Origin of the sequence: Marinobacter daqiaonensis (genome assembly GCF_900115285.1) — a bacterium.
GTDB lineage: Bacteria > Pseudomonadota > Gammaproteobacteria > Pseudomonadales > Oleiphilaceae > Marinobacter > Marinobacter daqiaonensis.
The window spans coordinates 2,612,602-2,637,427 of sequence record NZ_FOYW01000001.1 but is presented as its reverse complement, the minus strand read 5'-3'; the positions used below and the strand labels follow the sequence as shown (position 1 = coordinate 2,637,427).

Sequence of the window (24,826 nt, the reverse complement as noted above, 5' to 3'; positions counted from 1 at the left end):
TTCCGACTTTCTATGGCAAACCGATACGCAGCGCTTTTCACCGGCAACCAGGACGACCAGGACACCCGTGGGCAGGAGACGCAAAAGCGCCAGCCCTACCGGATTCTGCTGGTGGACGACGAGCCCAATATCCTCGCGTCCCTGCGGCGCGTCTTCATGCGCGAGAATTACGAGCTGCTGTTCGCCAAGAGCGCGGCGGAGGCCCTGAAAATCCTGGAGCAGCAACCCGTCGAATTGATCATGACCGACTTCATGATGCCGGGCATGAATGGCAGCGAGCTGCTGCGCACGGTGCGGGAGCACTGGCCCCGGACCATCCGTATCATGCTCACGGGACACGCCAATACCGATGCGGTAATGGGCTCCATCAAGGATGGCGCCGTCTACCGCTTCATCCTCAAGCCCTGGAACGACGACGACCTGCGCCTGACCATCGCCCTGGCCCTTGAGCAGTATGAACTGATCCAGAAGACCCATCAGCTGGAGCAACAGAACAGGAAACAGGGCAAGGACCTGGAAACCATCGCCAAGCTCGGTGCCACCAACCGCAGCCAGCTGGCCATCATGCTCCACAAGAAAGGCTGGCTGAACGCCCAGCAGATTCAGCAGCTGCACCGGGAAATGCAGAACCAGAAGACCCCCGTGGTGCGTCAGCTGCTCAAGCATGAGTGGGTGGACTTCAAAAAGGTCCACCAGCTGCTGCGGGACGAGCTGATGTTCGAGGAGATCGACCTGAGGGAATTCCAGGCCGATCCCAGCCTGCTGTCGCTGATTCCCCAGTCGGTCTGCATTCGCCAGCTGATCCTGCCGCTGCGGGTCCAGGGCAAGCGCCTGCGGCTGGCCATGGTGGACCCCATGGATATCAACCTGATTGACGAGCTGGGCTTCATGACCGGCTACACCGTCCACCCGCTGCTCGTTGAAGCGGATCAGATGCAATCGAAACTCGGGGAGATCTTCGGCGAACAGGCTGACAATATCGACGACCTGGCAACGAAAGTCGGAACCGACGACCCCTATGAAGGCATTGAAATCGTCCTGGACGATGAGGATAGCGAATCCCTGGAGCAACTGCTGGGGAGCTCCGAAGAGCCGCCCGCCATACGCCTTGTCAACGGCATTATCCTGGAGGCACTGCGCCTTGGCGCCAGCGATATCCACATTCACCCCCGCACCAAATCCCTGGTGGTGCGCTACCGCATCGATGGGGTGTTGCAGGACAAGATCCACATTCCCACCAGCCTGCTGATGTCGGTGGTCTCCCGCATCAAGGTGATGGCCGAACTGGACATCACCGAAAGGCGACGGCCCCAGGATGGCCGGATTACCGTAAAGACGCCCATGCGGATCGTGGACCTGCGCATCTCCACCCTGCCCACCATCAACGGCGAAAAAGTGGTGATGCGGGTTCTGGAACGGCAATCTTCCGCCCAGTCCCTTCCCGAGCTGGGGCTGTCCGAGCACAACCTCAAGCGGCTGACGCACGTGGTGGGCAAGCCCCAGGGGATTATCCTTGCCACCGGACCCACCGGCAGCGGCAAGACCACAACGCTCTACGCCCTGCTGCAGCATAACGCCACTGCGGAACGCAATTACGTCACCATCGAAGACCCGGTGGAGTTCCACGTCGACATGGCCGGCCAGGTCCCGGTCAAGGACCGTATCGGTCTGGATTTCGCCACGGTACTGCGGGCCATCCTGCGCCAGGATCCGGACGTGATTCTCCTGGGGGAAATACGCGATGCGGAAACCGCGGATGTGGCCTTCCATGCCGCCATGACCGGCCACCTGGTCTACTCCACCCTGCACACCAGCTCCGCCGCCGCCACCGTGGCCCGGCTGCTGGACCTGGGCCTGAAGCCCTTTGTCCTGGCTTCCGCCCTCGAAGCGATTATCGCTCAGCGCCTGGTTCGCCGTATCTGTTCCCATTGCCGCGAGCAGACCGAACCACCGAAAGAGGTCCTGGAGCAGCTGGGCGCGCGATTCCGTAAGCCGGATATGTCCTATTTTCAGGGAAGGGGCTGCGAACGCTGCCACAAGGGCTACCGTGGACGGGTGGCCCTGCACGAAGTCCTCACCATGAACGAGAAGCTGCGCATTGCGGTAACCGAGGGCGCAAGCGCCATGCAGATCGAGTCCATTGCCCGGGAACAGGGTATGAAGGTGCTCCTGGATGATGCTCTTGAAAAACTGGAGGCGGGACACACCAGCGCGGAGGAGATTCTCAGGGTGTTGGGCCCGCAGGAGCTCCATGACTGAATCACGCAACCACCAGCTGACACTGCTCTGCCTGGCGCTTGCTGCCGGCATGATCCTGGTGGCACTGGGCCTGGTCCTTTCTGCCGGCTACCTGTGGGCCCTGGCAGAAGCCTCTGAACAGGAAGACAGTCCCGCCGGAGGAGTTATTGCCCTGACGGGAGGCCTTCTGCTGTTGCTGGCCACCCTGGCAAAAAGCCGCCCCACACGGACCCCGTCGGCCCACGTCAGCTGCATGCGAGACGCGCCGCTCCGGACCGTTCTCGGGGTTGGCGTGGCCGGAGCCGTGCTGACGGTGTTCATCTGGGAACTGCTTCGCATCAGTCATGGCCACGGCGACCTGCTTTTCCTGGCCGAGCCGATGGGGATTTCGTCCCATACCCATCACCTCTCGGAAACCCTGGTACTGGCCGGGGGGCTGGCGGTGACGACGCTGATGATGATCACCCGCCTGTTCGGAGTACTGGGCGATGAACGCAACCGGCGCCTGGCCCGCCTCCTGCAGCGGGAGCAGGAGTTGCGGGAAACGAACGAGCGCATCATCTCCTTCAGCAGTGACCTGCTGTGCACCATTGACCAGGAGGGCCGGTTCCGTTTCGTGAGCCCGGCCTGCGAGCCCATACTCGGCTATCGCCCGGAGGAGATGATCGGGCACCGGGCGCTGGAATTCATGGTGGAGGAGGACCGGAAACCGAGCGTCCAGGCGGCACAGGGGGTCAGGCAGGACACGGGCCCCGGCACTCCCCAGTTCCGCAACCGCTATTACCATAAGGATGGCCACGTGGTCACCCTGAACTGGAAGGCGCGCCTGTCCAGCCAGGATGACACCCTGTTCTGCGTCGGTCGCGACATCACCCCGGAGCTCAAAGCGGAGGAGCTGGCACACCAGCGGGAGGCGTTCTTTTCCCTGACTCCGGAAATATTCTGCATTGTGTCGGCACGCAACCGTTTCGTCGAGGTGAACAAGACTTTTCTCAAAACCCTGGGCTACACCCGGGCCGAGGTGGTGGAGATACCCTACCTGAACCTGATAGAACCCTCCTGGCATGACACGGTCATGGACGCCATCGAACGGCTGGCTGACGGAGAGACCATATACGATCTGGAAATCCAGCTTTTCCATCGCGATGGCAGCCTGCGCTGGCTGCGGGTGAACGCTTCCATGAGTCGGGACCGGCTGATCTACTGTTCGGCAAGGGACATCACTGCCGAGCTTCAGGTCCAGAAGGAATTACGGGCCAATGAACAGCTGCTTCGCATGGCCGAACAGATCGGTCGCCTTGGCGGATGGATGGTGGATGTCACTTCCGGCCGCTCGGTATGGTCCGACGCGGTCTGCGATATCCATGAGATGGCCCCCGATCAGGTTCCTGATATGAACGAGGCGCTGCAATTCTATACCCCGGAATACCGGCCCGTGGTGAGACAGGCGGTTCGACAGGCAATTGTGCTGGGACTGCCCTTTGACCTGGAGGCCAGGATCACGACCGCCACCGGCCGGCTCAGGTGGGTCAGGCTTATCGGCCGGGCAGTCCGCGACGAACGGGGCGAGGTCATCAGCCTGCAGGGGGCCTTTCAGGACATTTCCGCGGGGAAAGAGGCCAGTGAGCAGATCCGCCGGCTGGCGGAGCGCCAGTCCCGCATTTTCGAGAGCATCACTGACGCCTTTTTCACACTCGACCGGGAGTGGCGTTTCACCTTCATGAACCGGAAGTGCGAGGAACTGCTGCAGCAGTCCCGTGGTGAAGTAATCGGAGAAAGTCTCTGGGAGGTGTTTCCGGAGGCAATCGGAACGGAGTTCGAAAGCCAGTATCGACAGGCCATGAACACCGGCGAGACCGCCTCCTTCGAAGCCTATTTTGCGCCCCTGGACCTCTGGTCCGAGGCGAATGCCTATCCGTCGGAGGATGGCCTGGCGGTGTATTTCCGCAGCATCAACGAGCGGGTCGAGGCGGAACGGGAGCTGAAGGCCACTCTGGCGGAACTGGAGCGGAGTAACAGTGAGCTCCAGGACTTCGCCTTCGTGGCATCCCATGACCTGCAGGAACCCCTGCGCAAGATACAGGCCTTCAGCGACCGCCTGACGCGGAATCCTGATCACTTTGACGAACGGGAACAGGACTACCTCAGGCGGATGCGCTCCGCGGCCGAGCGAATGCAGGGGCTGATCATGGACCTGCTCTCCTATTCCAGGATCAACACCCGGGCACAGCCCTTCGTCCGCTGCGACCTGACTGACATCCTGGAGGGGGTTCAGCAGGATCTGGAGTCAGCAATCACCGCCAGCCGTGCGGTGGTGGAGGCCCGCCCCCTGCCAGAGATTGCCGGCGACCCCTCCCAGCTGCGCCAGGTCATGCAGAACCTGCTGAGCAACGCCATAAAGTTTTCCAGACCGGATGTGAGACCGCGAATTGTGATATACCCTGAGGATGTGAGTGTGCGGGGCTGGACACTGGTTATCCAGGACAATGGCATCGGCTTCGAGCCAAAGTACGCCGACCGCATGTTCCAGCCCTTCCAGCGTCTGCACAACAAGCACGAATACGCCGGCACCGGTATCGGTCTGGCGATTGTCAGAAAGATCATCGACCGCCACGACGCGGTAATCGTGGCGGACAGCCGGCCGGGGGAAGGAGCCACCTTCCGGATTCATTTCAGGCATCCCGATAGCCTGGACCAAACACCGGGAGTATCCCACTGATCATGTTCCACAAACTGTCCCTGCGTATTTTCATCGCCGACGATGACGCCGATGACCGCCTGCTGATCCGGGACGCGTTCCTGGAGCACGGGAAGAGCCTGGAGCTGAGTTTCTTCGCCACCGGTGACGAACTGCTTCATGGCCTGCAAAGCGCCCGGACCAGGAGAGCGCTGCCTGACATGATCCTGCTGGACCTGAACATGCCGGGCAAAAACGGCCGCGAGGTTCTGTCGGAACTCAAGGGCGCGGGCGGATACCGGCGAGTACCCGTGATCATGCTGACAACCTCCCGCAATGAGGAAGACATCGGCGCCTGCTACGACCTGGGCGCCTGCTCCTATATCGTAAAGCCAGGGAGCTACGAGGCTCTGCTGGAAGTCACCCGCTCACTGATCAATTACTGGACACAAACCAGCGTATTACCAGGACAAATGACGAGCCATGCCCGATAACCAGACCCGACTGCGCATCCTGCTGATTGAGGATGACGAAGATGACGTCCTGATCACCCGCGAGCTGCTGGAGGAAGGCAGCAGCCTGCCAGTGGACCTGGACTGGATCGACACCGCCGATGCCGGCCTTGCCGCCCTGAGGGAGCGCCGCCACGACGTTGCCCTGGTGGACTACCGGCTGGGCCCGGAGTCCGGCATCGACGTTATCCGCCAGGCCCAGAAAGAGGCCATCAACACCCCCATGATCCTGCTGACCGGCCAGGGGGACCAGGAGCTTGACCTGCGGGCTGTGGAAATCGGCGCCGCCGACTATCTCGTCAAGGGCCTGGTGGATGCCCCGTCCCTGATCCGCAGCGTTCGCTACGCCATCGACCGGTCCATGGCCATCGACAGCCTGGCCCAGAGCGAAGCCCGCTACCGCCTGCTGTTCGACAGCAACCCGGTGCCCATGCTGCTGACGGAGCCGGAAACCGGCGTCATCCTTTCCATGAACGATGCGGCGCTGACACTCTACGGCGCCGACCGCCGAGACTTCGGCCGCCTCGCCCTCTCCGACCTTCAGGGCGCTGGCAGCGCCCTGACCAGCGAGCCTGGCACCGGGGGCATGATCACCCAGCCGGGCGCGGCGCTGGAAGTCCACCGCCGTTTCGACGGATCCGATATCTATGTGGAGACCCGCAGCCAGGGGATGGTGGTCGAGCGGCGACGGATAAATCTGGTGATGGTGGTGGACATCACCGAGCGCATCGAGAACAGTCGCGAGCTGCGGCTCATGAAGCAGGGCATCGAGTCCAGCTACAACGGCATCATCATTGCCAATGCCAGGGAGCCGGACGTCCCGATTGTCTACGTCAACCCGGCTTTCGAGCGAATCACGGGGTTTACCGCGGCGGAAAGCGTCGGTCGGAACTGCCGTTTCCTGCAGGAAGGCGGCCCCATGGACCCGGGGACCAGAAGCGCCCTGGAAGAGGTTCGTCGGGGCCTTGCTGAAAACAGTGACGTCAGCGTGGTGCTGCGTAACTTCCGCAAGGACGGCACCCCGTTCTGGAATGACCTGTTTATTGCCCCTATCCGGGACGACTCCGGCGAGGTCACCCACTTTATCGGGGTCCAGAACGACATTTCGGAAAAAAAGTCGGTTGAGAGTGAACTGGCCTATAACGTCAGCCATGACGTGCTGACAGGGCTGCCCAACCGGACGCTGCTGGAAGACCGGCTCAGCCAGGGCTGCCAGATGGCCCGGCGATACGGCCGAAAGGTGGGCGTGCTGTTCCTGGACCTGGACGGTTTCAAGCCTATCAACGACTCACTGGGTCACCGGGTGGGCGACCAGATCCTGATCGAGGTGGCCAACCGCCTCAAGGCCAGGGTTCGCAGTGGCGACACCGTGGCCCGCGGCAGCGGTGACGAGTTCGTCGTGGTACTGCCGGACCTGGCCCACGGCGACGACATCATCAAGGTGGTGGAGCTGCTGCTCCATGCCGTCGCCCAGCCCTACGAGGTGGACGGCCGGTCCCTGCGCCTGACCGCCAGTGCCGGCATTGCCCTGGACGATGGCACCCGGGAGCATCCCATGGAGCTGGTCCAGCAGGCGGACCTGGCCATGTACCGGGCCAAACAGCAGGGTCGCAATACCTACCAGTGGTACGCTTCTGACCTGAACGACGAAGCCAATGAGCGGGTGGAGCTGCGCAACGACCTGCAAAAAGCCCTGGAAAATGGCCAGCTGGTCCTGTTCTATCAGCCCCTGATCGACAGCCGGACAGGACGGGTAAGAGGGTCCGAGGCCCTGATCCGATGGTACCACCCGAGCCGCGGCCTCATTCCCCCCAATGCCTTCATTCCCCTTGCGGAAGACACCGGACAGATCATCGAGCTGGGCACCTGGGTGCTCTATCAGGCCTGCCGCGATGCGGTGAGACTACAGGGGCTGGGATACCGGGAACACCGGATATCGGTGAACGTTTCCCCCATGCAGTTGCGCCAGGGCAACTTCTCCCAGAAGGTCACCGATACCCTCCGCCAGACCGGACTGGCCCCGGAACTGCTGGAACTGGAGATCGTCGAGTCCGCTATCCTCTACGATACCGAACAGGTGATCGAACACCTGCGGCAATTGCGGGCATTGGGTGTGGGCATCGCCATCGACGACTTCGGTACCGGCTTTTCAAGTCTCAGCTACCTCAAGCTGATGCCGGTCACCAAGATCAAGATCGACCGCGCGTTCATAAAAGACGTGATCAGCAACCGCAGCGACGCCGCCATCACCCAGGGCATCCTGTCCATGGCCCACCACCTGGCACTGGAAGTCGTCGCCGAGGGGGTGGAAACCGAAGCCCACGCCGCCTTCCTGCGCAAGAACAACTGCGAAATGCTCCAGGGCTACCTGTTCGCCCGCCCGATGCCTTTCGCCGAGTTGCTGGACTACCTTGGTCAGCGCAGCACAAGCCCCAGCCCGGAAAGTCCGGATGGGGCGTCGCCGGCCACCGCAAGTCAGCCAACGCTGCTGCTGCTGGATGATGAAGCCAACATTCTGCGGGCCCTTATCCGGGTGTTGCGCCGTGACGGGTACCGGATCCTGTCCACCACCAGTGTTCAGGAAGCCTTTGAGCTGCTGGCGGGCAATAACGTCCAGGTGATCATCTCGGACCAGCGTATGCCGGAAATGTCGGGCACCGAGTTTCTCAGCCAGGTGAAGAACATCTATCCGCATACCGTGCGCATCGTCCTCTCCGGGTACACCGATCTCAAATCCGTCACCGACGCCATCAACGAGGGGGCTATCTACAAGTTCCTAACCAAACCCTGGGACGACCAGCAGATCCGCAACCATATCCGCCAGGCCTTCGTCTATCACGGCGCGTCGGCGGACTGAACCCGGCACTCCCGGCTTGCCTCTTCGGGGCGGGCCGGGATAAAGGCCCGGAACCGGTTAACAATTTGGAACGGTGGCTCCGGCCTGATTCCCGTATAGTCCCTCGCCCGAATGTCCCCGCAATCGATAGACAGGAAGTTCTCCCATGTTCCGACAGTTACGCCTAGGCCCGCGCCTTACCCTGGCCTTCGGCTTTCTCGTACTCGTAATCATAGGCCTGGGACTGTTCAGTCTCATGCAAAGCAATGCCCTGAGAAACGAACTGGTTCTGGTGACCGACCACCGGGCACCTGCCAACGATGCCATCAACCAGGTCAACGAGCAGTATCTTCGGGTACGGATTTACACAGAAACCATGATCGGCGCCCAGGACATGGCGACGCGGGCGCCCCTGATCGGACGGCTGGTGGACGCCCGCGACCGGCTGAACCGCGCTAAGGAGCGGTATGAGTCCCTTATCCGTAGCGACCAGGCCCGCGAGCTGTACGACCAGCTCCGGGCAGTAGATGCCCGCTTCTGGGACGTCCATCAGGAAGTGGTAAGTTATGCGGAGCGCGGCCAGTCCGACCGGGCACGGCAGTTGCGTAACGCCGAACTCAATCCGGTAACCAAAGAGCTGATCGCACTGACCGGCGCCCTGCTGGACTATCAGGACCAGCGTATCGCCGATGCTGCCGATCATGGCCAACAGGTGGCCGACAACGTGCGTCTGGGCGTGATCATCGCAGTGCTGGTGGCGATCGCACTGACCGTGGCCCTGGCTCTGCTGATCACCCGCAGTATTGCCCTGCCGGTCCGTCAGGCAGTTGATGTGGCCCGCACCATTGCCGACGGCACCCTCAACGCCCGCATCGACAGTCATGGCCGGGACGAACTGGCGGATCTCCTGCGGGCTCTCGACGCCATGCAGGCCAACCTGCGGGATACCATTGGCACCATTACCGGCTCTTCCGATCAGCTCGCCTCCACCTCCGAACAGCTCAGTGCGGTAACCGACGAGTCCACCCGCAGCCTGAACGAGCAGAGCGGCCAGCTGGACCAGGCGGCCACGGCGGTGAACGAGATGACCACCGCGATCGACGATGTGGCCCGTAACGCCAATGCCGCCGCCGATTCCTCACGGGAAGCAAACCAGCAGGCCCAGGCCGGGCGGGAGAAGGTGCAGGACACGGTACTGGCCATGGAAGGTCTGGCGGACAATATCACCAATACGGTCAGGCATATCGAGACCCTCGCCGCCAAGGCCTCCGATATCGGCGGGGTGCTGGACGTGATCCGCAGTATCGCCGACCAGACCAATCTGCTTGCCCTGAATGCAGCCATCGAAGCAGCCCGGGCGGGACAGGCAGGCCGTGGTTTTGCCGTGGTGGCGGATGAGGTGCGCACCCTGGCCCAACGGACCCAGGACTCCACCACTGAAATCGAGGGTATGATTGCCGCGGTACAGAATGGCAGCGATGACGCCCGCAAGGCGATGGCGAAAAGTCACGAAGGCTCGGACCAGGTACTGACCATCGCCCGGGAAGCCGGCGAAGCCCTGGCCAGGATTGCCCAGGCCGTGACCGATATCAGCGACCGCAACGCCAGCATTGCCAGCGGTGCGGAGGAACAGGCGCAAGTGGCCCGGGACGTGGATCGCAACCTGGTCAACATCCGCGACCTGGCGGCCCAGTCCACCGCAGGTGCCAGCCAGACCCGCTCATCCAGTAATGAACTGTCGCGCCTGGCAACAGAGCTGTCCGAGCTGGTGCGGAAGTTCCGGTTCTGAGACCCTGCCGTCGCAGCTCCCTACCAGGTAGCATGTAAAACTTATTGACCGGCCGGGTGACATTCCCGCCGGTCAGGTTACACTTGGGCAACAGAAAACATCAGGAGGCCCCCATGAGTGACCACCCGTTCGAATTTCGTTTCCGCGTACGATACGCGGAATGCGACGCCCAGCAGGTCGTTTTCAACGCCCGCTACGCTGATTACGTGGATATCGCCATCAACGAGTACATACGGGTGCTGTTCGGCGATTACCAGCAGATGCTGGAACGCAAACTCGACATACAGGTCGTCAGCCTCACCCTCAACTGGAGTGCCCCGGCCCATTTCGACGAGGTACTCTGCGCCCGCGTCGAACCCAAACACCTGGGTAATACCTCCATGGTGCTGAACATCGCGTTCGTGCGCCATCCGGATGAGAAGGCCATCGCGGAAGCGGATATCACCTACGTCATGGTCAATCCTGACACCATGACGAAAACCCCCATTCCGGACGATGTCCGGGAGCGGATCAAGACTGCCGGGCGGGGCACTGTTATCAGCCATGCCGGCGAATAACACTCACGATCAGCCACAGAACCTGCTCCGGGTCGCTCCCGGGGTACTGGTGGTTGGCAAGCCCCTGCCCTGGCCCATCTACGATGACCAGGGCGATGTCCTGCTTGCCCAGGGCTATGTCATCCAGAGTGACAGCCAGCTCGAACAGCTTTACAAACGCGGCCTGTTCTATCCGCGGCAGGCAGAGGATCCCGAGGAGGAACTCCAGGAAGAGGTGGCCGAAGGCGAACGCAACCCCTTCGCCGATTACCGGGCGCTGCTCAAGACTCTTGACCGCACCTACGAGGCAATCTCCCGCCAGGATGAGGAGGCCCGCCTGAAACTGCTGGGACTGGCCCGTTTTATCGACCGGATCTGCCGGGAAGCACCGGAGGCCTGCCTGGCGCTGGTTCACCTGTATTCGGTGGAGCCGACCGCCACGGAGCAATCCCTGTTCTACAGCATTATCTGCCACTTCACGGCCCGCGAACTCGACATGGATGAAGGTCATACCGTGGTCCTCATGGCGGCGGCCCTGTCAGCCAACCTGGCACTGATACCGATCCTGGACAAGCTCAATGCGTCCAGTCGCGGACTCAACGATCAGCAACGCAATATCATCCACCGCCATCCCCAGCTGGCCGCCCGTGCGCTGCTCGATGCTGGCATCGATAACCGGCTGTTGCTGAAGACCATCCTGCAGCATCACGAGCGGCCGGATGGCAGTGGCTACCCGAACGGAATCAAAGGCACCGATATCCTGCTGGAGGCCCAGGTGCTGGCCCTTGCGGAGCATTATGTGGCCCTGATCAGTCGCCGCGGCTACCGCTCTCGCCACAGTATCACCGAGGCCCGCAAGGCCATTCTCGACGCTTCCCGGGAGACTCCCCGACCGGCACTCCACCAGGCCCTGCTCAGGGCTCTCACGCCCTATCCTCCCGGCGCACTGGTGCGTCTTGCCAACAACGAGGTGGCGGTGGTGACCCACCGCCCCACCCGAACGACCGGCCACGGGGTGCAGTCGATCAAGGATTCACGGGGCAAGGACTATCCCGGGGGCTTCCGGCGGGATACCGATCTGCTGGAGTTCAATATCCGGGCGGTGGAAGTGGTGGACATCATGCCTCCCATGGATTTCCAGCTGCTGTGGGGATATCAGCAGTAGGTTCGATCCGGCACCAAGGCAGCATTGCGGGTTCACTGGAACCAAACCCCGAATTGGAGGACACTTGGACTGTTGGAAGAGACCGGGAATTTCTCGACGTTGTCAGCCAAATCCAACAGTACTGGTTCAGCCTGGTGGAACTGCCCCATGACCAAACCGGATAATAGTCTCAGGATCCTGATTGTTGATGATGACCAGGACGACGCTCTGCTGATACGAAAGTACCTGGGGCGCATGGAACGGTTCGAAGCCCGTGTCACGGTGGAATCCGATCTGGACCGGGCTGTCGAACTGTGTAAACGCAACCGGTATGACGCTGTTTTCATCGACTATTACTGGGGGGACCGGACCGCTGAGGACGTACTGCGGAACCTGCCGGCCCAGCTGAAAACCACGCCTTTCGTCGTGGTCACCTCTACCAACGATCTGAAGGTCAACGCGAGTGTGGTGGACGCGGGTGCCTGGGACTTCATCTACAAGGATGACCTGGGTTCAAGAATGCTGGAGCGGATAGTGCTGAACGTCGTCCAGCGCCAGCGCCACGAACGGGAAATGCACCAGCTGATCCGGCAGGACAGCCTGACGGGGCTGGCCAACCGCATGATGTTCGAGGAGCAGCTGAAGCGTGCCCTGAGCCGGGCCGAGCGCCACAAACGCCGGGTGGCCATCCTGGCCATGGACCTGGATGACTTCAAGAACGTCAACGACTCCCTCGGCCACGACACCGGCGACCTGCTGCTGCAGCTGGTGGCTGACCGTTTACAGCGGGAATTGCGGGAAGAGGACCTGCTGGCCCGCCTGGGAGGCGACGAATTCGCCATTCTGGTCCAGGATTTCACCACCGAGGACGAGCTGGAGACGATCGCCCTCAAGTTACTGGCCGCCCTGCGAGCACCCATTCCCATACGGGGGATCAACAGCCGGATCAGCGGCTCCTTCGGTATCGCCATCTATCCGGACCACGCCCACTCGCCCCTGGAAATGATGCGTTACGCCGATATCGCGCTTTACGAGGCCAAGGCCCATGGTCGTCGCGATGTGGTTACCTTCGACAGTGACCTGGAGCAGGGGCTGATGGTCTCGCTTGAGCTGGAACAGGACATCCGCCGCGCCCTTGACCAGGGTGAGTTCGAGCCCTGGTTCCAGCCCCGTTTCGACAGCCACACCGGTCGTGTGAGTGGAGCGGAAGTGCTGGCCCGCTGGCGGCACCCGCTCAGGGGCCTGCTGCTACCGGGGGTATTTATCCCGGTTGCCGAGCGTTCCAGTCTGATGCTCGATATAGACCAGTACATGATTCGGCGAACCCTGGATCTGCTGGCGTCCAACCACTCCCTGCCATCGCCGGAGCGGCCCTGGCGTCTGGGTTTCAACATCACCGTGGCGCAGTTGCTGAACCTTGATCTTGCCGACGAGCTTGCGACCCTCTGTACCGGTTACGGCGTGGAACCCCGTTACCTGGAGTTCGAGATCGTGGAACGATCGCTGGTGGACCGCACCGCCCAGCAGACCCTCGGACAACTGCGACAGAAAGGATTTGGCGTGGCCATTGATGACTTCGGCACCGGCTTCTCCTGCCTTGCCTACCTGCGCACACTGGCGGTCTCCACTCTCAAGATCGATCAGAGCTTTACCAGCGGCCTGCAGTCGGATCAGGCGGCGCGGGGTATCTGTGAAGCCATCATCTGCCTGGGCCAGCGCCTCGATCTGGCGGTGGTGGCGGAAGGCATCGAAAGTGAGAGTGACTGGCGCATCGTCAGGGAACTGGGCGCGACCACCGGGCAGGGCAATTTCCTGGCACGACCGATGCCCCTGAAGGACTGGGTTGAAGCCCTGGCGGAGCAGAGTGTGCAGGAGGGAGCCTGATGGTGGATAAAAGTGCGGCGGTGCTGATTGGCAACCACACCGAGTTGCCCCGGGAGATCTGGACTGGTTTCGTGCACTCCGGCCTGGTGGATCAGGTTGCGGTGTTTTCCAGCGTGACGGACCTGCTGGAATCCCTTGAAAGCCCGGGAAGCTCCCGTTCCTTCGATATCAGACTGGTCTTTTTCCTGGTTAACGGACCGGAAGACCTGAGCGTGCCGGTGGACATAAAGCTTCACGCCGAGCTGTCCCGGGCTCCACTGACGGCGTTCTACAGTCCGGACAGCCACATCACCGAAACCGACATCCACAATCTCTACGCGCGGCGTGTAAACTCGGTCATCCAGCTACCGATCCGTTTCCAGGATCTGAGCAGACTGGTGCTGCAGATGGACCGTTACTGGACCGTGGGGCAGTTGCCCAGCTGCGAACTGCCACTGCCGGTGGAGAAGCTCTATCACCCCTGATATCACCACCCCGGATCTGCTCAGCCGCCTGCGTGCGGATACCGGGGCCGACCACCGGAAACTGGATCAGCACCGCCTGCTCGCCACCCTCACGGCCGATCCCTCCCGGGACGAGTACCGTATCGCCATGACGGGCCTGGCCCGGGGCTGGTGCCCGCTGGAGGAAGCGCTGGAGCATTCGCTGGCCGGCAGTCCGTGGCAACCCTGGCTGCTGCCCCGCCGAGACGCCCTGATGGCCGACCTGGAGGATCTGGGCGCCACTCCACCGGTGGACCCCGCACCAATCCCCGCCTGGTCCCCGGAGGAAGCGGTGGGGGTCCTGTACACCGTCAAGGGAGCCCAGCTGGGCAGCGCGTTTCTTGAGCGCAGGCTTGCCGCATCCGATGCCGGCCTGCCACTGGCATTCTTCCGTTGCCGCGAGGACAACTGGCCAGCGTTCTGCCAGCAACTGCGGTCGCTGCCGCCAGCCATGGCCCCGTCGGCGAGCCGGGGGGCCCGGTTCGCTTTCCGGTATCTGCTCACCGGACTGGAGAGCGACAGCTTGGGGCACGACTCCTGATCGCCAGGGGCCTGCCGCGACTACTCTTCGCTATTCTTCGCTATCTCCCGGCGCTCTCACCTGCAACCGGAAACAACTACCCTTTCCCGGTTCGGATGTGGCGTCCACCTGGGTGTCGATACGGCTGGCCGCCTTGCGAACGATGGCCAGACCGATACCGGAGCCCGGGTACCGGGACTTGCTGTGGAGTCGCAGGAAAGGCCTGAAAATGGCGTCCGCCTTATCCTGGGAAAAGCCGATGCCATTGTCGTTCACGGTCACCTGCCAGCCATCGGCCACTCTCCGGGAACGTATCTCGATCCGGGGAGGTCGCCCACTCGCCCGGTACTTGATGGCATTGGAGATCAGATTCTGGAAGATCATCCGCACCAGGACCGGGGCACTGTACGTTACCGGAAAGTCTCCTTCCAGGGAGATCTCCGCGCCCGCCTGAGCAATCTCACCGTCCAGCAACTCCAGCACCCTGTCGATGACCTTTCGCCAGTCGCACCGCGAATAGCTGTAATCCAGCCGACCCACCCGGGAGTATGTCAGCAGATCACCGACCAGGGCCCGCAGGCGGCGGGAGCTGGAGCTGATACGGTCCAGGTAGTCGTCCAGCCCCTCAAGCTGCCCCTCCCGCGCTTCCTCCTGGATCATGGTGGAAAACGCCTCGATCTTGCGCAGGGGTTCCTGAAGATCGTGGGAAGCGATAAAGGCAAAATCCTCCAGATCCCGGTTTGAACGCTCGAGGTTTTCCGACAGCCGCTGCAGCCTCTCCATCTGGCGAAGACTGAGCTGGCGCAGGTCGGACAGGAGCTCATCCGCCGCCTCCATTTCCCAGGGTTGCCAGGGGCGGGCCAGACCCCGGCGCTGCTCACGCCACTGGCTGAAAGAATGACGGGGATTGAGGGGGTCTTCCGGCGCCTTTTCCGGAGCCCCCGCCCAGGCCACTTCTTCGGGCTCGTGGGCCCGCAACCAGAGTACCAGAACCCTGTAGTCCGCGGTCGGGGCAAGGGCGAGCACCCCGGCCGCGGTGAGTTCCTGATGATCGAACAGCGGCGTCGACCAGCCATTGCGCTGGTAGAGTCCCAGGCCATTGGCTTTCATCCGCTCCCCGACGTGGTTGGCCAGCAACCTGGCGCAACGCTCATTCGGGCATGTGCCGTAAAGCCAGGTCCGCTCCCCCTCTGCGATCAACAGGCCGCTGGCGCGAAACAGTCGCCGAAGGTCCTCGCCGGAGTCCCTCAGCGCCGGTACGAGCTCGTCGCTGTGAACGAAGCGGTCCGTAACCTCCCGCTGATGGAAGCTGTGCTGCAGGCGGGCCCGCATGGTATCGGCGTCCTCGACCAGGCGCAGGCACATGGACAGCACATCGCCTACCAGCTTGGCCCCCATGCGGGCATCCAGGGTGACGTGGCGGGGGGTCGCATGGTGGCAGGCCACCATGCCCCAGAGCTGACCGTCCCGCATGAGGGAAATGGACATCGAGGCCTGGACGCCCATGTTGCGCAGGTACTGCAGATGAATGGGGGATACGGCGCGCAGACTGCACTGGCTCAGGTCCAGTTCCGCCGGTGCCCGGTTACTCACTGTCCAATACACCGGAATCACGGGAGCGTCGACACTCGCGATCAGACGGATCTGGTTTTCCACGTACAGTGCCCGGGCCTGAGGGGGTATGTCCGAGGCCGGGAAATGAAGCCCGAGATACGAGGCCATGTGATCCGCCCGGCTTTCCGCCACAACCTCGCCGTGCCAGTCCTCGGCAAAGCGATAGACCATGACCCGGTCGAATCCGGTGATACCCCGTATTGCCTCCGCCGCTGTGGTCATCAGCTCATCCACCGACCTGGCCGCCTTGACCCGGCCAATCAGTGCCTCCAGATCGCTGACTGCTGTCCCCACCGTGTCCGGACCGGTGTTACCCGGCTCCACTTCCACCAGGATGGCGGCTTCGGGAAGATAATGGCCGGTGAGGTGCCATCGCTGCGCCCCCACCCGCAGGGTTTCCCGCACCGGCCAGTCGCTGTCACGAGCGATGGCCTTTTCCAGTGCCCCGGCAAAGGACGCCGGCAACCCCATCTCGCCAGCCTCTGGCAGCCGCGAAAACCATTGGCTGGCATCGGCACTCTCCGCCAGGACCCTGTCCAGGCCCACCGCCAGCACCCGCACGGCACCGAAAGCCTGGATTGAGCCCGGGGTTCTGATAGGCTCTTCCTCGCACCTGGTGAAATCGAACTGATCGGAGAACCGCTCGCTCATGGGGAATATGCCCTGCCTGTGATGACCGTAATCTGGTGTAAAAAGGAAGGTCCGTAGAACCTGGCCGGCCCGGAAAACGTGCTAGGCTCTTTGTTATATAGATCAAGAGCCTCGCCCCTGCCGGCACTGGCCCATCCGGGTCAGAGCGGTGGTGAGGTCCCTGGCTCTGTCGCCGTTCCCGGAGAGACCATGCAGGCCCCCGCTATTCCAGAAAACGAGGAACGCCGCCTCGAGCGACTGTATCAGATGGACGTGCTGGACACCCCCTCTGAGCGTTTATACGATGACATTACCCGACTGGCGGCGATGATCTGCAAGACCCGCTTTGCCACTGTCACCCTGGTGGACCGGGAGCGGCAATGGTTCAAGTCCCGCCAGGGCGACCTGGATGTGACGGAAACGGAGCGGGAAATGTCCTTCTGCGGCCACACGATCCTCCAGACCCGGGTATTCGTGGTGGAGGATACCCACCAGGACCCCCGTTTCCTGGACAACCCTCTGGTTGCCGGTGGCCCCATGATCCGCTTCTACGCCGGCGCCCCGCTGATCACCAGTGATGGCCTGACCATCGGCACCCTGTGCGTCTTCGATCCCTGTCCCGGCGTCCTTGATGACGAACAGACTGAAGCCCTCCAGCTGCTGGCGGCACAGGTGACCGAGCGCCTGGAGCGCCGGGTGCAAGGTATCCTGAATCGCCATATAGGCAGCATTCTCGATACCAGTGACCTCTATTTGATGCTGCTGGACCTCCGCAGGAACCAGGTTCTGTACGCCAACCATGCCCTGGACCGGCGCCTTGGAGATTTACCGGGCTCCGCCACGGACGCCTTCGAACAGATGTTCCCGGAGCTCTCCACTCAGGATCTGCTGAGTGATACGGAGACGGAGCAGACCCTCGAAACCCCAGTCCATTTCGGGCCCGGCGACAACGTCACCAGCTGGATACGCCTGATCAACTCCCGGGAGGACGGCCGTCAGAACCTGCTGGTGGTCATTCACGACCAGTCCGCCCTCCGGGCATCCCGCTGTGAGGTCCAGGAGGTCCGCTCCAATCTCCGGCTGTTTAACCGTGCAGCCCTCCAGAGTCAGAACCTCATCGTGATCACCGGCCCCGACGAGGGCATTACCTGGGTCAACCGCAGCTTCGAGAAGCTGACCGGCTATAGCCTGGGGGAGGTCGCCGGCAGACGCCCGGGGGAGATCCTCCAGGGTCCGGACACCTCTCCGGAGGCGCGCCGGCGCCTGCGGGAGCACATTGACAAAGGCCAGCCGGTACGTCAGGAGATTCTTAACTACAGCCGCGACGGCACCCCTTACTGGGTGGACGTCTCAGTGGAACCGATCCATGACCAGCATGGCAACATCACCCATTTCATCGCTTCCCAGACCAACATTACCCGCCGCAAGGAGCAGGAAATAGCTCTCCGCCAGGCACGGGACACCGCCGAGCGCGCCAGCCGCGCCAAGAGCGAGTTCCTCGCCAACATCAGTCACGAGTTGCGCACCCCTCTGAACGGCATCCTCGGCGTGGCTGAGCTGATGCATGAAAAGGCACCCGACGACCTCCAGCCGCTACTGCGGACCCTGAACCAGTCATCACGGCATTTACTGAGATTGCTGAATGACATTCTGGACCTGTCCCACATCGAAAGCGGGCGAATGGGCCTCGACCTCATGCCGATGAAGCTGGACAGCCAGTTGCAGGAAGTGGCGGAACTCTTCAGGGCCAGGGCTGGAGAAGCAGGCACCGAGCTCAGGCTCGATATCCGGGGCCTGGCGGACGTCTGGCTGATAGGGGACCCGACCCGCATCAAGCAGGTGGTGATGAACCTGGTGGGCAATGCGGTGAAATTCACCGAGAATGGAGAGATCCGGATCGAGGCGCTGGTCACCGCGGCGAACGACCGCTTCCATACCGTGGAACTTGCCGTGGCGGACACAGGACCGGGTATTCCCGAGGCGGATCAGAGACGTATCTTCAACCACTTTGAACAGCTGGATAATTCCGCCACGCGGGCCTATGGCGGCTCAGGCCTGGGTCTTGCTATCAGCCGCCAGCTCCTTCACCTGATGGACGCGGACCTGTGTCTGGACAGCAGGCCCGGCCAGGGAGCCCGTTTCCACACCCGTCTTACCCTGGCCCTCGCCGGACCGGAGATGATCCCGGCGGACGACGCCTCCGACAGGGGCTCCTGGAAACCACCCCGGGAAGCTCTGGTTATCGATGACAACGTCGTTAACAGGGATATTCTGGAAGCCATGCTTGGCCATCTCGGTACCAGTAAGGTCTACACGGCAGGTTCCGCCCGCCGGGGGCTTGTGATGCTGGAGAATCTGTCACCGGACCTGGTGTTTGTGGACATCCAGATGCCGCAGATGGATGGTTACCAGTTTCTGCGGGAGGCCCGCCAGCGACTCAGTGAAGCAAACCGCAGGCAACCCCGGATGATCGCCTGTACGGCCCACTCCGGCAGTGAGCAGCGTCAGCGCAGCCTCCACAGTGGGTTTGATGCCCACCTGGAGAAACCCATCACCCGGGATTCCCTGCGGTCGCTGCTCAGCAACCTGTCCCGGGACTCGGTGCCAAAATCAACGAAATCAGATAATACTGATGGCCTCTGAAGGAGGTCCTCTCCTTCAAACAGGCATTTCTTTCAAACAGGAGCAGTCATGAAAGCAATCACGGTAACGGACCAGTCCCTGATCTGGGAAGAACACCCGGACCTGCCAGAGCCCGGTCCGGACGAAGTCGCTATTGATGTGACCTGGGCTGGAATGAACCGGGCCGACCTGGTGCAGCGCAAGGGGGCGTATCCGCCGCCTCCGGGAGCATCCCCCATTCTTGGCCTGGAGGTAAGTGGCCGCGTGGCGGCCGTGGGCGAAAATGTCTCCCACCTCGAACCCGGGACCGAGGTCTGTGCGCTTTTGACCGGCGGTGGCTACGCCTCCCGGGTCAACGTACCCTCGGCCCAGGTACTGCCGGTACCCGACGGGCTGACCCTGGAGCAGGCCGCCGCCCTGCCTGAGGTTTTTGCCACCGCCTGGATGAACCTTTACATGGTGGCGGGCATCAGGCCGGGTGAACGTGTCCTGCTCCACGCCGCGGCCAGCGGAGTGGGAACCGCAGCCATCCAGTTGGCCAAGGCCATGGGCAACCCCGTGTTCGCCACCGCCGGGAGCGATGACAAGCTGGCGTTTTGCAGGGAGCTGGGCGCGGATGGAACCTGGAATCGACACCAGGGGTCATTTGCCCAGGCGGTGAAAGACTGGGGCGGTGCCGACATGGTTTTGGACCCCGTGGGCGGCGATTATATCGCGGAGGACCAGAAGTGCCTGAACGTGGAAGGCCGCATCATCCTGATCGGCCGGATGGCCGGTACCGATTCCCAGATCAACACCGGACTGATGCTGATGAAGCGTCAACGGCTGATCGGTTCCACCCTGCGGGCCCAGCCGGTCGAACTCAAAGGCGAGGTGATGGACGCGCTCTACGAGCATGTATGGCCGAAACTCGCCAGTGGCGACATAAAGCCCATCATTGACCGTACCTGGCCCATCACAGAGGCGGACGAGGCCATGGCCTACCTGGAAAGCAATGAAAGCACGGGCAAACTGTTACTTGCCGTCAATCCCTGAGCGGTAGAGTCGCGGCGCCCGCTGATGTGCCCTGACACAGCTGCCCCGGGCGCCGGCTCACACCAGTCCGAGGGCGCGGCCATGGTGCCTGAGGTGGTCGTCAATGAATGAGGCAATGAAGAAGTAGCTGTGATCGTAGCCTCTGTGCATGCGCAGTTCGATGGGGTGATGGGCTTTCTCACAGGCGTCCGCGAGCGCGTCAGGCGCCAGCTGCTCCTCCAGGAACTGGTCCGAGGTGCCCTGGTCCACCAGCAGGGGCAGGCGCTCTTTCGCCCCCGGAATCAGCAGCGTTGCGTCCCATTCAGCCCACTGCTCCCTGTCGCCACCCAGATATCCGCTGAAGGCTTTCTGGCCCCAGGGACACTCCGACGGGTTGGCGATGGGTGCAAAGGCGGAAACCGAGCGGTAGCGACCCGGGTTTTTCAGGGCGCAGATCAGCGCACCATGCCCACCCATGGAGTGGCCGCTGACGCCCCTCTGATCGGTCACCGGCAGCTCCCGCTCCAGCAGGGAGGGCAGTTCAGTCACGACATAGTCGTACATGCGGTAATGGCGCGACCAGGGCTCCCGGGTGGCATTGAGGTAGAAACCGGCGCCGGAGCCAAAATCGTAACTGTCGTCCTCGCCCGGCAGATCCAGTCCCCGGGGGCTCGTATCCGGGCACACGATGGCCATGCCCAGTTCCGCCGCAAGCTTCTGGGCACCGGCCTTCTGCATGAAATTCTGGTCAGTGCAGGTCAGGCCGGACAACCAGTAAAGTACCGGCACCTGCCGGGCGCCGCTGCCCAGCGCGACCGGCGGCAGGAACACGGCGAATTCCATGTCGCAGTAAAGAACATCGGACCGGTGGCGATAGCGACGATGCTCCCCGCCAAAACACATGTTCGTTGCCAGCTGTTCCATACCTCACCTCCGGTAGGTCATTGTCGGAAATCCCGGGAGGTCACTGTGCCTCGGCGAACCGCCCCACGTCCACGCCGGCACCCAGGCGGGCGAGCTCGGCCAGGATAGCGGTACGGGTCACGATGCCCACCAGGCGCCCGTGGTCCTCGACCGGATACACCTTCGGCTTGCCATGACCAAGGTTCTGGGCCAGGTCGACAACGGACATTTCCGGGCTGATGGTAACCGGTTTGCTGATCATCACATCGTCCACCGATGGCTCACCCTCGCCATGGTAATTGCTCACCAGCAGAGCATGTATACAGTCCTGCTCCGAGACAAAGCCGACCACCTTGCGGTTACCGTCCACCACGGGAAGACCCGTGACATGGTTTATCAGCAGGTGCTTGACCACCGCCGGCAGGGGCGTACCCAGGCGTAGCGGTTCAATATGATTCAACATGATGTCCGAAGCCTTGAGTGAGCGCATCATCTGAACGTCCTCCTGTTCCTGTTTCAGGTTCCTGTTTTCTCACAAACGAGCGGCCCCTGAAGACCACCCTTCTGTATCAGGCGCGTCCTTCCCGGACCCCTTTCCTAACCTTAGGCAATAACTCGCCTGAACGAAACATGATTATATCAGCTATATTGAAAGCCGGGGGGGGAGCTCATTGGTCCGTGGGCCAGGCCCGCCAGTATTTCATGTTACGGTAACACCATTCCCTACTGTCCCGCGACGCCACGACAAAGGCCAGTTATGCAAGAGCCACCACAATCCCATAACGAATCCCGCCGACTGGAAGCCCTTCGCAGTACCGGGCTCATGGACACGCCTTTTGAGGAACGGTTTCAGCGGATCACACGGCTCGCGCAGAAGTTCTTCACTGTTCCCATAGCGGCCATTTCCCTGATCGAGGAAGACCGGCAATGGTGCAAGGCGGCGATCGGTTTGAGCGAACGCAGCGTTCCACGGGCCATCTCCTTCTGTGGTCATGCCATTCTGGAGGATGCCATGATGGTGGTGGAGGACGCCCGGCTCGATCCGCGATTCGAAAACAATCCCCTGGTTGTAACGAACCCGGGACTTCGGTTCTATGCCGGGATCCCCCTGAGGGGTCACGACCAGGCCCACATCGGCACGCTCTGCATTCTTGATATCGAGCCCCATGGCGCCGGAGAAATGGACCTGTCCGTTCTCAGCGATCTGGCTGCCCTGGTGGAAAGGGAACTGCTCTTTGAAAGCGCTCTGAACGCCCACTCCGGAAATCCGATGGATCTCTCCGACCGGCCGTTGCTGCTGGATGATGTAACCGGCCTGTGGAACTGGGATGGCATCATCCGGCTGCTGGAAGAGGCCCGGCATCGCATCCATCTCAGTGGAGGTCAGCAATCCCTGGCCTGGGTGGACGTGGGTTTCACGATGCCCGCTGGCGCCGATGCCCAGGCGCCCGATGATGTTCAGCGGGAACTTGCAAATCTGATACTTGGGGTCCTGGACTTCCGGGACACGGCAGGAACCGTGGGCCAGGGCCAGTTCATTCTCATTATCGGCAATGGCAACCGGGAGTCCCTCACAACGGTGCTTTCGCTGCTGGCGGAAAGAATCCGCCGGTTTTTCGGGGAGCACCCTGCAAATCTCGCCCACCTTGGCCTTTCCGCCTGCACCGGGGTTTCCACCGACCTCGGACTGGCGGATCTGATCGAGCAACTGGAACGGGACAGACCTGGCGCCGACCAGCCCCCTGGCACACTGACCCTGCGGCACTTCGATGACGTGGAGCAGGTGAGGCTGCTCAGGAAATGAACGGATATCACAACAATGGCCCACGAAGAGACAACTTACTGATTTGAAACATTTACATCTGAAAACCAGAGGCTAAACTCCGAGTGTCCCGGGAGACCCCGGGGAGCGCTTATCCCGATACCGCGCCTGATACGGAGCACACCAATGGAATTCGTCAGCAACCTTGTATCCTATGTCAACGGGCTGGTGTGGGGACCTCCCATGCTGGTACTCATCCTGGGGGTGGGCCTTTTCCTCAGCCTGGGCCTGAAACTGATGCCCATTCTGCGCCTGGGGGAAGGCTTCCGCCTGATGTGGCGGGGCCGGACCGCCGAGGGCGCGGAAGAGAGCGGTGAAATCCCGCCCTTCCAGGCCCTGATGACCGCGCTGTCCGCCACCATCGGCACCGGTAACATCGCTGGTGTCGCCACTGCGGTCTTTCTCGGCGGACCCGGGGCCCTCTTCTGGATGTGGCTGACCGCCCTGGTGGGCATGGCCACCAAGTATTCCGAGGCGGTTCTGGCGGTGCGCTTCCGGGAGGTTGACGAGCGGGGCGCCCACGTCGGCGGCCCCATGTACTACATCCGCAACGGCCTGGGCAGCAAGTGGGCCTGGCTGGGCGTACTGTTCGCCATCTTCGCCGCCATTGCCGGTTTCGGTATCGGCAACACGGTACAGGCCAACTCGGTGGCTGACGTGCTCCAGGCCAACTTCGGCCTGCCCGCCTGGGCGACGGGGCTGATTTTGATGGTGCTGGTGGGCATGGTGCTGATCGGCGGCATCCGCCGCATCGGTCAGGTGGCCAGCGCCCTGGTCCCGTTGATGGCGATTTCCTATGTCATAGCCGGCCTGATCGTGCTGGCAGTGAATGCTCCCGCCCTGCCGGCAGCCTTCGGCCTGGTCTTCGAGCATGCGTTCTCCCCCATCGCCGCCGAAGGTGGCTTTGCCGGGGCCGCGGTCTGGGCCGCGATCCGCTTTGGTGTGGCCCGGGGCATCTTTTCCAACGAGGCGGGTCTTGGCTCCGCCCCCATTGCCCATGCCGCCGCCCAGACCAACAACCCCATCAATCAGGGCATGGTGGCGATGCTGGGGACCTTCATCGACACCATCATCGTATGCACCATCACCGGCATGGTGATCATCACCTCCGGCGCCTGGACCACCGGCGAATCCGGGGCGGCCCTCACATCCACCGCCTTTGCCCTTGGCTTCCCCGGCGGCAATTACGTGGTGGCCATCTCCCTGGCGGTATTCGCCTTCACGACCATTCTGGGCTGGTCTTTCTATGGTGAGCGTTGTATTGAATTCCTGTTTGGCGTGAAGGCGATCGTGCCGTACCGGGTGGCATGGATCCTTGCCATCCCGGTGGGCGCCACACTCAACCTCGGTTTCGTGTGGTTGTTGGCGGACACCCTGAACGCCATGATGGCCCTGCCTAACCTGATTGCCCTGGTATTGCTCAGCCCCGTAGTATTCAGGCTGACGAAAGAGCATTTCGAAAGGCAGAAACAGATAGGGGGCTGATGGGGGAAAGTGTCGTCCAATCGCCGGAGCTTGCGATGGTAAAGAGATCCGACACTTGTTTAATCCTCGTAAAGGCTCCATAACTCCTTGGTAACCCAAGAGAACGAAGTTAACACGC

17 protein-coding genes are annotated in these 24,826 nt (G+C 62.1%); 14 read left to right on the top strand and 3 right to left on the bottom strand.

The window, feature by feature from the left end:
* Positions 1 to 12: 12 nt before the first annotated feature.
* The 10 genes from BM346_RS12005 to BM346_RS11960 all read left to right on the top strand — a co-directional run bounded on the left by BM346_RS12005 (position 13) and on the right by BM346_RS11960 (position 14,639).
* A complete protein-coding gene (locus BM346_RS12005) occupies positions 13 to 2,259 on the top strand; it encodes an ATPase, T2SS/T4P/T4SS family (RefSeq protein WP_092012705.1) in 2,247 nt (748 codons plus the stop codon).
* Positions 2,252 to 4,957 (top strand): PAS domain-containing sensor histidine kinase, encoded by a 2,706-nt coding sequence (locus BM346_RS12000; RefSeq protein WP_167812589.1) that lies wholly within the window; start codon positions 2,252 to 2,254, stop codon positions 4,955 to 4,957. The genes BM346_RS12005 and BM346_RS12000 overlap by 8 nt, the downstream gene beginning before the upstream one ends.
* Positions 4,958 to 4,959: 2 nt before the next feature.
* On the top strand, positions 4,960 to 5,409 hold the full coding sequence (locus tag BM346_RS11995; RefSeq protein ID WP_092012699.1) for a response regulator: 450 nt from the start codon (positions 4,960 to 4,962) through the stop codon (positions 5,407 to 5,409).
* Entirely contained in the window at positions 5,399 to 8,284 is a 2,886-nt protein-coding gene (locus BM346_RS11990; protein WP_092012696.1) for an EAL domain-containing protein, read from the top strand. Before BM346_RS11995 ends, BM346_RS11990 begins: the two co-directional genes overlap by 11 nt.
* Before the next feature lie 145 nt (positions 8,285 to 8,429).
* Positions 8,430 to 10,052, top strand: a complete 1,623-nt coding sequence (locus BM346_RS11985; RefSeq protein ID WP_092012693.1) for a methyl-accepting chemotaxis protein — start codon at positions 8,430 to 8,432, stop codon at positions 10,050 to 10,052.
* Positions 10,053 to 10,165: 113 nt separating this feature from the next.
* Positions 10,166 to 10,609, top strand: a complete 444-nt coding sequence (locus BM346_RS11980) for an acyl-CoA thioesterase (RefSeq protein ID WP_092012689.1) — start codon at positions 10,166 to 10,168, stop codon at positions 10,607 to 10,609.
* Positions 10,596 to 11,753, top strand: coding sequence for an HD-GYP domain-containing protein (locus BM346_RS11975; RefSeq protein WP_092012686.1), 1,158 nt, complete (start codon positions 10,596 to 10,598; stop codon positions 11,751 to 11,753). The genes BM346_RS11980 and BM346_RS11975 overlap by 14 nt, the downstream gene beginning before the upstream one ends.
* A gap of 147 nt (positions 11,754 to 11,900) precedes the next feature.
* A complete protein-coding gene (locus BM346_RS11970) occupies positions 11,901 to 13,616 on the top strand; it encodes a two-component system response regulator (protein ID WP_092012683.1) in 1,716 nt (571 codons plus the stop codon).
* The gene (locus BM346_RS11965) at positions 13,616 to 14,080 is read left to right on the top strand and encodes a hypothetical protein (protein ID WP_092012680.1); all 465 of its coding nucleotides are present in this window, start codon (positions 13,616 to 13,618) and stop codon (positions 14,078 to 14,080) included. The genes BM346_RS11970 and BM346_RS11965 overlap by 1 nt, the downstream gene beginning before the upstream one ends.
* The gene (locus BM346_RS11960; RefSeq protein ID WP_323807478.1) at positions 14,070 to 14,639 is read left to right on the top strand and encodes a biliverdin-producing heme oxygenase; all 570 of its coding nucleotides are present in this window, start codon (positions 14,070 to 14,072) and stop codon (positions 14,637 to 14,639) included. Before BM346_RS11965 ends, BM346_RS11960 begins: the two co-directional genes overlap by 11 nt.
* 30 nt (positions 14,640 to 14,669) lie before the next feature.
* On the opposite strand, the gene BM346_RS11955 is transcribed toward BM346_RS11960, so the two are convergent.
* Positions 14,670 to 16,883, bottom strand: coding sequence for an ATP-binding protein (locus BM346_RS11955; RefSeq protein WP_092012674.1), 2,214 nt, complete (start codon positions 16,881 to 16,883; stop codon positions 14,670 to 14,672).
* A gap of 189 nt (positions 16,884 to 17,072) precedes the next feature.
* Here BM346_RS11955 and BM346_RS11950 point away from each other — a divergent pair, with 189 nt between their 5' ends.
* Complete coding sequence (locus BM346_RS11950) at positions 17,073 to 19,505, top strand: GAF domain-containing hybrid sensor histidine kinase/response regulator (RefSeq protein WP_092012671.1); 2,433 nt, start codon at positions 17,073 to 17,075, stop codon at positions 19,503 to 19,505.
* A 48-nt stretch (positions 19,506 to 19,553) separates the two neighbouring features.
* Positions 19,554 to 20,519 (top strand): NAD(P)H-quinone oxidoreductase, encoded by a 966-nt coding sequence (locus tag BM346_RS11945; RefSeq protein ID WP_092012668.1) that lies wholly within the window; start codon positions 19,554 to 19,556, stop codon positions 20,517 to 20,519.
* Between the two features lie 57 nt (positions 20,520 to 20,576).
* On the opposite strand, the gene fghA is transcribed toward BM346_RS11945, so the two are convergent.
* Positions 20,577 to 21,422, bottom strand: a complete 846-nt coding sequence (gene fghA, locus BM346_RS11940; protein ID WP_092012665.1) for an S-formylglutathione hydrolase — start codon at positions 21,420 to 21,422, stop codon at positions 20,577 to 20,579.
* Positions 21,423 to 21,462: 40 nt separating this feature from the next.
* A complete protein-coding gene (locus BM346_RS11935; protein WP_092013678.1) occupies positions 21,463 to 21,891 on the bottom strand; it encodes a CBS domain-containing protein in 429 nt (142 codons plus the stop codon).
* Positions 21,892 to 22,158: 267 nt separating this feature from the next.
* Here BM346_RS11935 and BM346_RS11930 point away from each other — a divergent pair, with 267 nt between their 5' ends.
* Positions 22,159 to 23,205: a GAF domain-containing protein gene (locus tag BM346_RS11930; RefSeq protein ID WP_092012662.1), complete on the top strand. Its 1,047-nt coding sequence runs from the start codon at positions 22,159 to 22,161 to the stop codon at positions 23,203 to 23,205.
* Between the two features lie 144 nt (positions 23,206 to 23,349).
* Complete coding sequence (locus BM346_RS11925; RefSeq protein WP_092012659.1) at positions 23,350 to 24,708, top strand: alanine/glycine:cation symporter family protein; 1,359 nt, start codon at positions 23,350 to 23,352, stop codon at positions 24,706 to 24,708.
* The last annotated feature ends 118 nt before the right edge of the window (positions 24,709 to 24,826 follow it).

Excerpts from the sequence above, each read along its gene's own strand:
- BM346_RS12005 (WP_092012705.1), top strand. The coding sequence starts at position 13 with ATGGCAAACCGATACGCAGCGCTTTTCACCGGCAACCAGGACGACCAG.
- BM346_RS12000 (WP_167812589.1), top strand. The coding sequence starts at position 2,252 with ATGACTGAATCACGCAACCACCAGCTGACACTGCTCTGCCTGGCGCTT.
- BM346_RS11995 (WP_092012699.1), top strand. The coding sequence starts at position 4,960 with ATGTTCCACAAACTGTCCCTGCGTATTTTCATCGCCGACGATGACGCC.
- BM346_RS11990 (WP_092012696.1), top strand. The coding sequence starts at position 5,399 with ATGCCCGATAACCAGACCCGACTGCGCATCCTGCTGATTGAGGATGAC.
- BM346_RS11985 (WP_092012693.1), top strand. The coding sequence starts at position 8,430 with ATGTTCCGACAGTTACGCCTAGGCCCGCGCCTTACCCTGGCCTTCGGC.
- BM346_RS11980 (WP_092012689.1), top strand. The coding sequence starts at position 10,166 with ATGAGTGACCACCCGTTCGAATTTCGTTTCCGCGTACGATACGCGGAA.
- BM346_RS11975 (WP_092012686.1), top strand. The coding sequence starts at position 10,596 with ATGCCGGCGAATAACACTCACGATCAGCCACAGAACCTGCTCCGGGTC.
- BM346_RS11970 (WP_092012683.1), top strand. The coding sequence starts at position 11,901 with ATGACCAAACCGGATAATAGTCTCAGGATCCTGATTGTTGATGATGAC.
- BM346_RS11965 (WP_092012680.1), top strand. The coding sequence starts at position 13,616 with ATGGTGGATAAAAGTGCGGCGGTGCTGATTGGCAACCACACCGAGTTG.
- BM346_RS11955 (WP_092012674.1), bottom strand. The coding sequence starts at position 16,883 with ATGAGCGAGCGGTTCTCCGATCAGTTCGATTTCACCAGGTGCGAGGAA.
- BM346_RS11950 (WP_092012671.1), top strand. The coding sequence starts at position 17,073 with ATGCAGGCCCCCGCTATTCCAGAAAACGAGGAACGCCGCCTCGAGCGA.
- BM346_RS11945 (WP_092012668.1), top strand. The coding sequence starts at position 19,554 with ATGAAAGCAATCACGGTAACGGACCAGTCCCTGATCTGGGAAGAACAC.
- fghA (WP_092012665.1), bottom strand. The coding sequence starts at position 21,422 with ATGGAACAGCTGGCAACGAACATGTGTTTTGGCGGGGAGCATCGTCGC.
- BM346_RS11935 (WP_092013678.1), bottom strand. The coding sequence starts at position 21,891 with ATGCGCTCACTCAAGGCTTCGGACATCATGTTGAATCATATTGAACCG.
- BM346_RS11930 (WP_092012662.1), top strand. The coding sequence starts at position 22,159 with ATGCAAGAGCCACCACAATCCCATAACGAATCCCGCCGACTGGAAGCC.
- BM346_RS11925 (WP_092012659.1), top strand. The coding sequence starts at position 23,350 with ATGGAATTCGTCAGCAACCTTGTATCCTATGTCAACGGGCTGGTGTGG.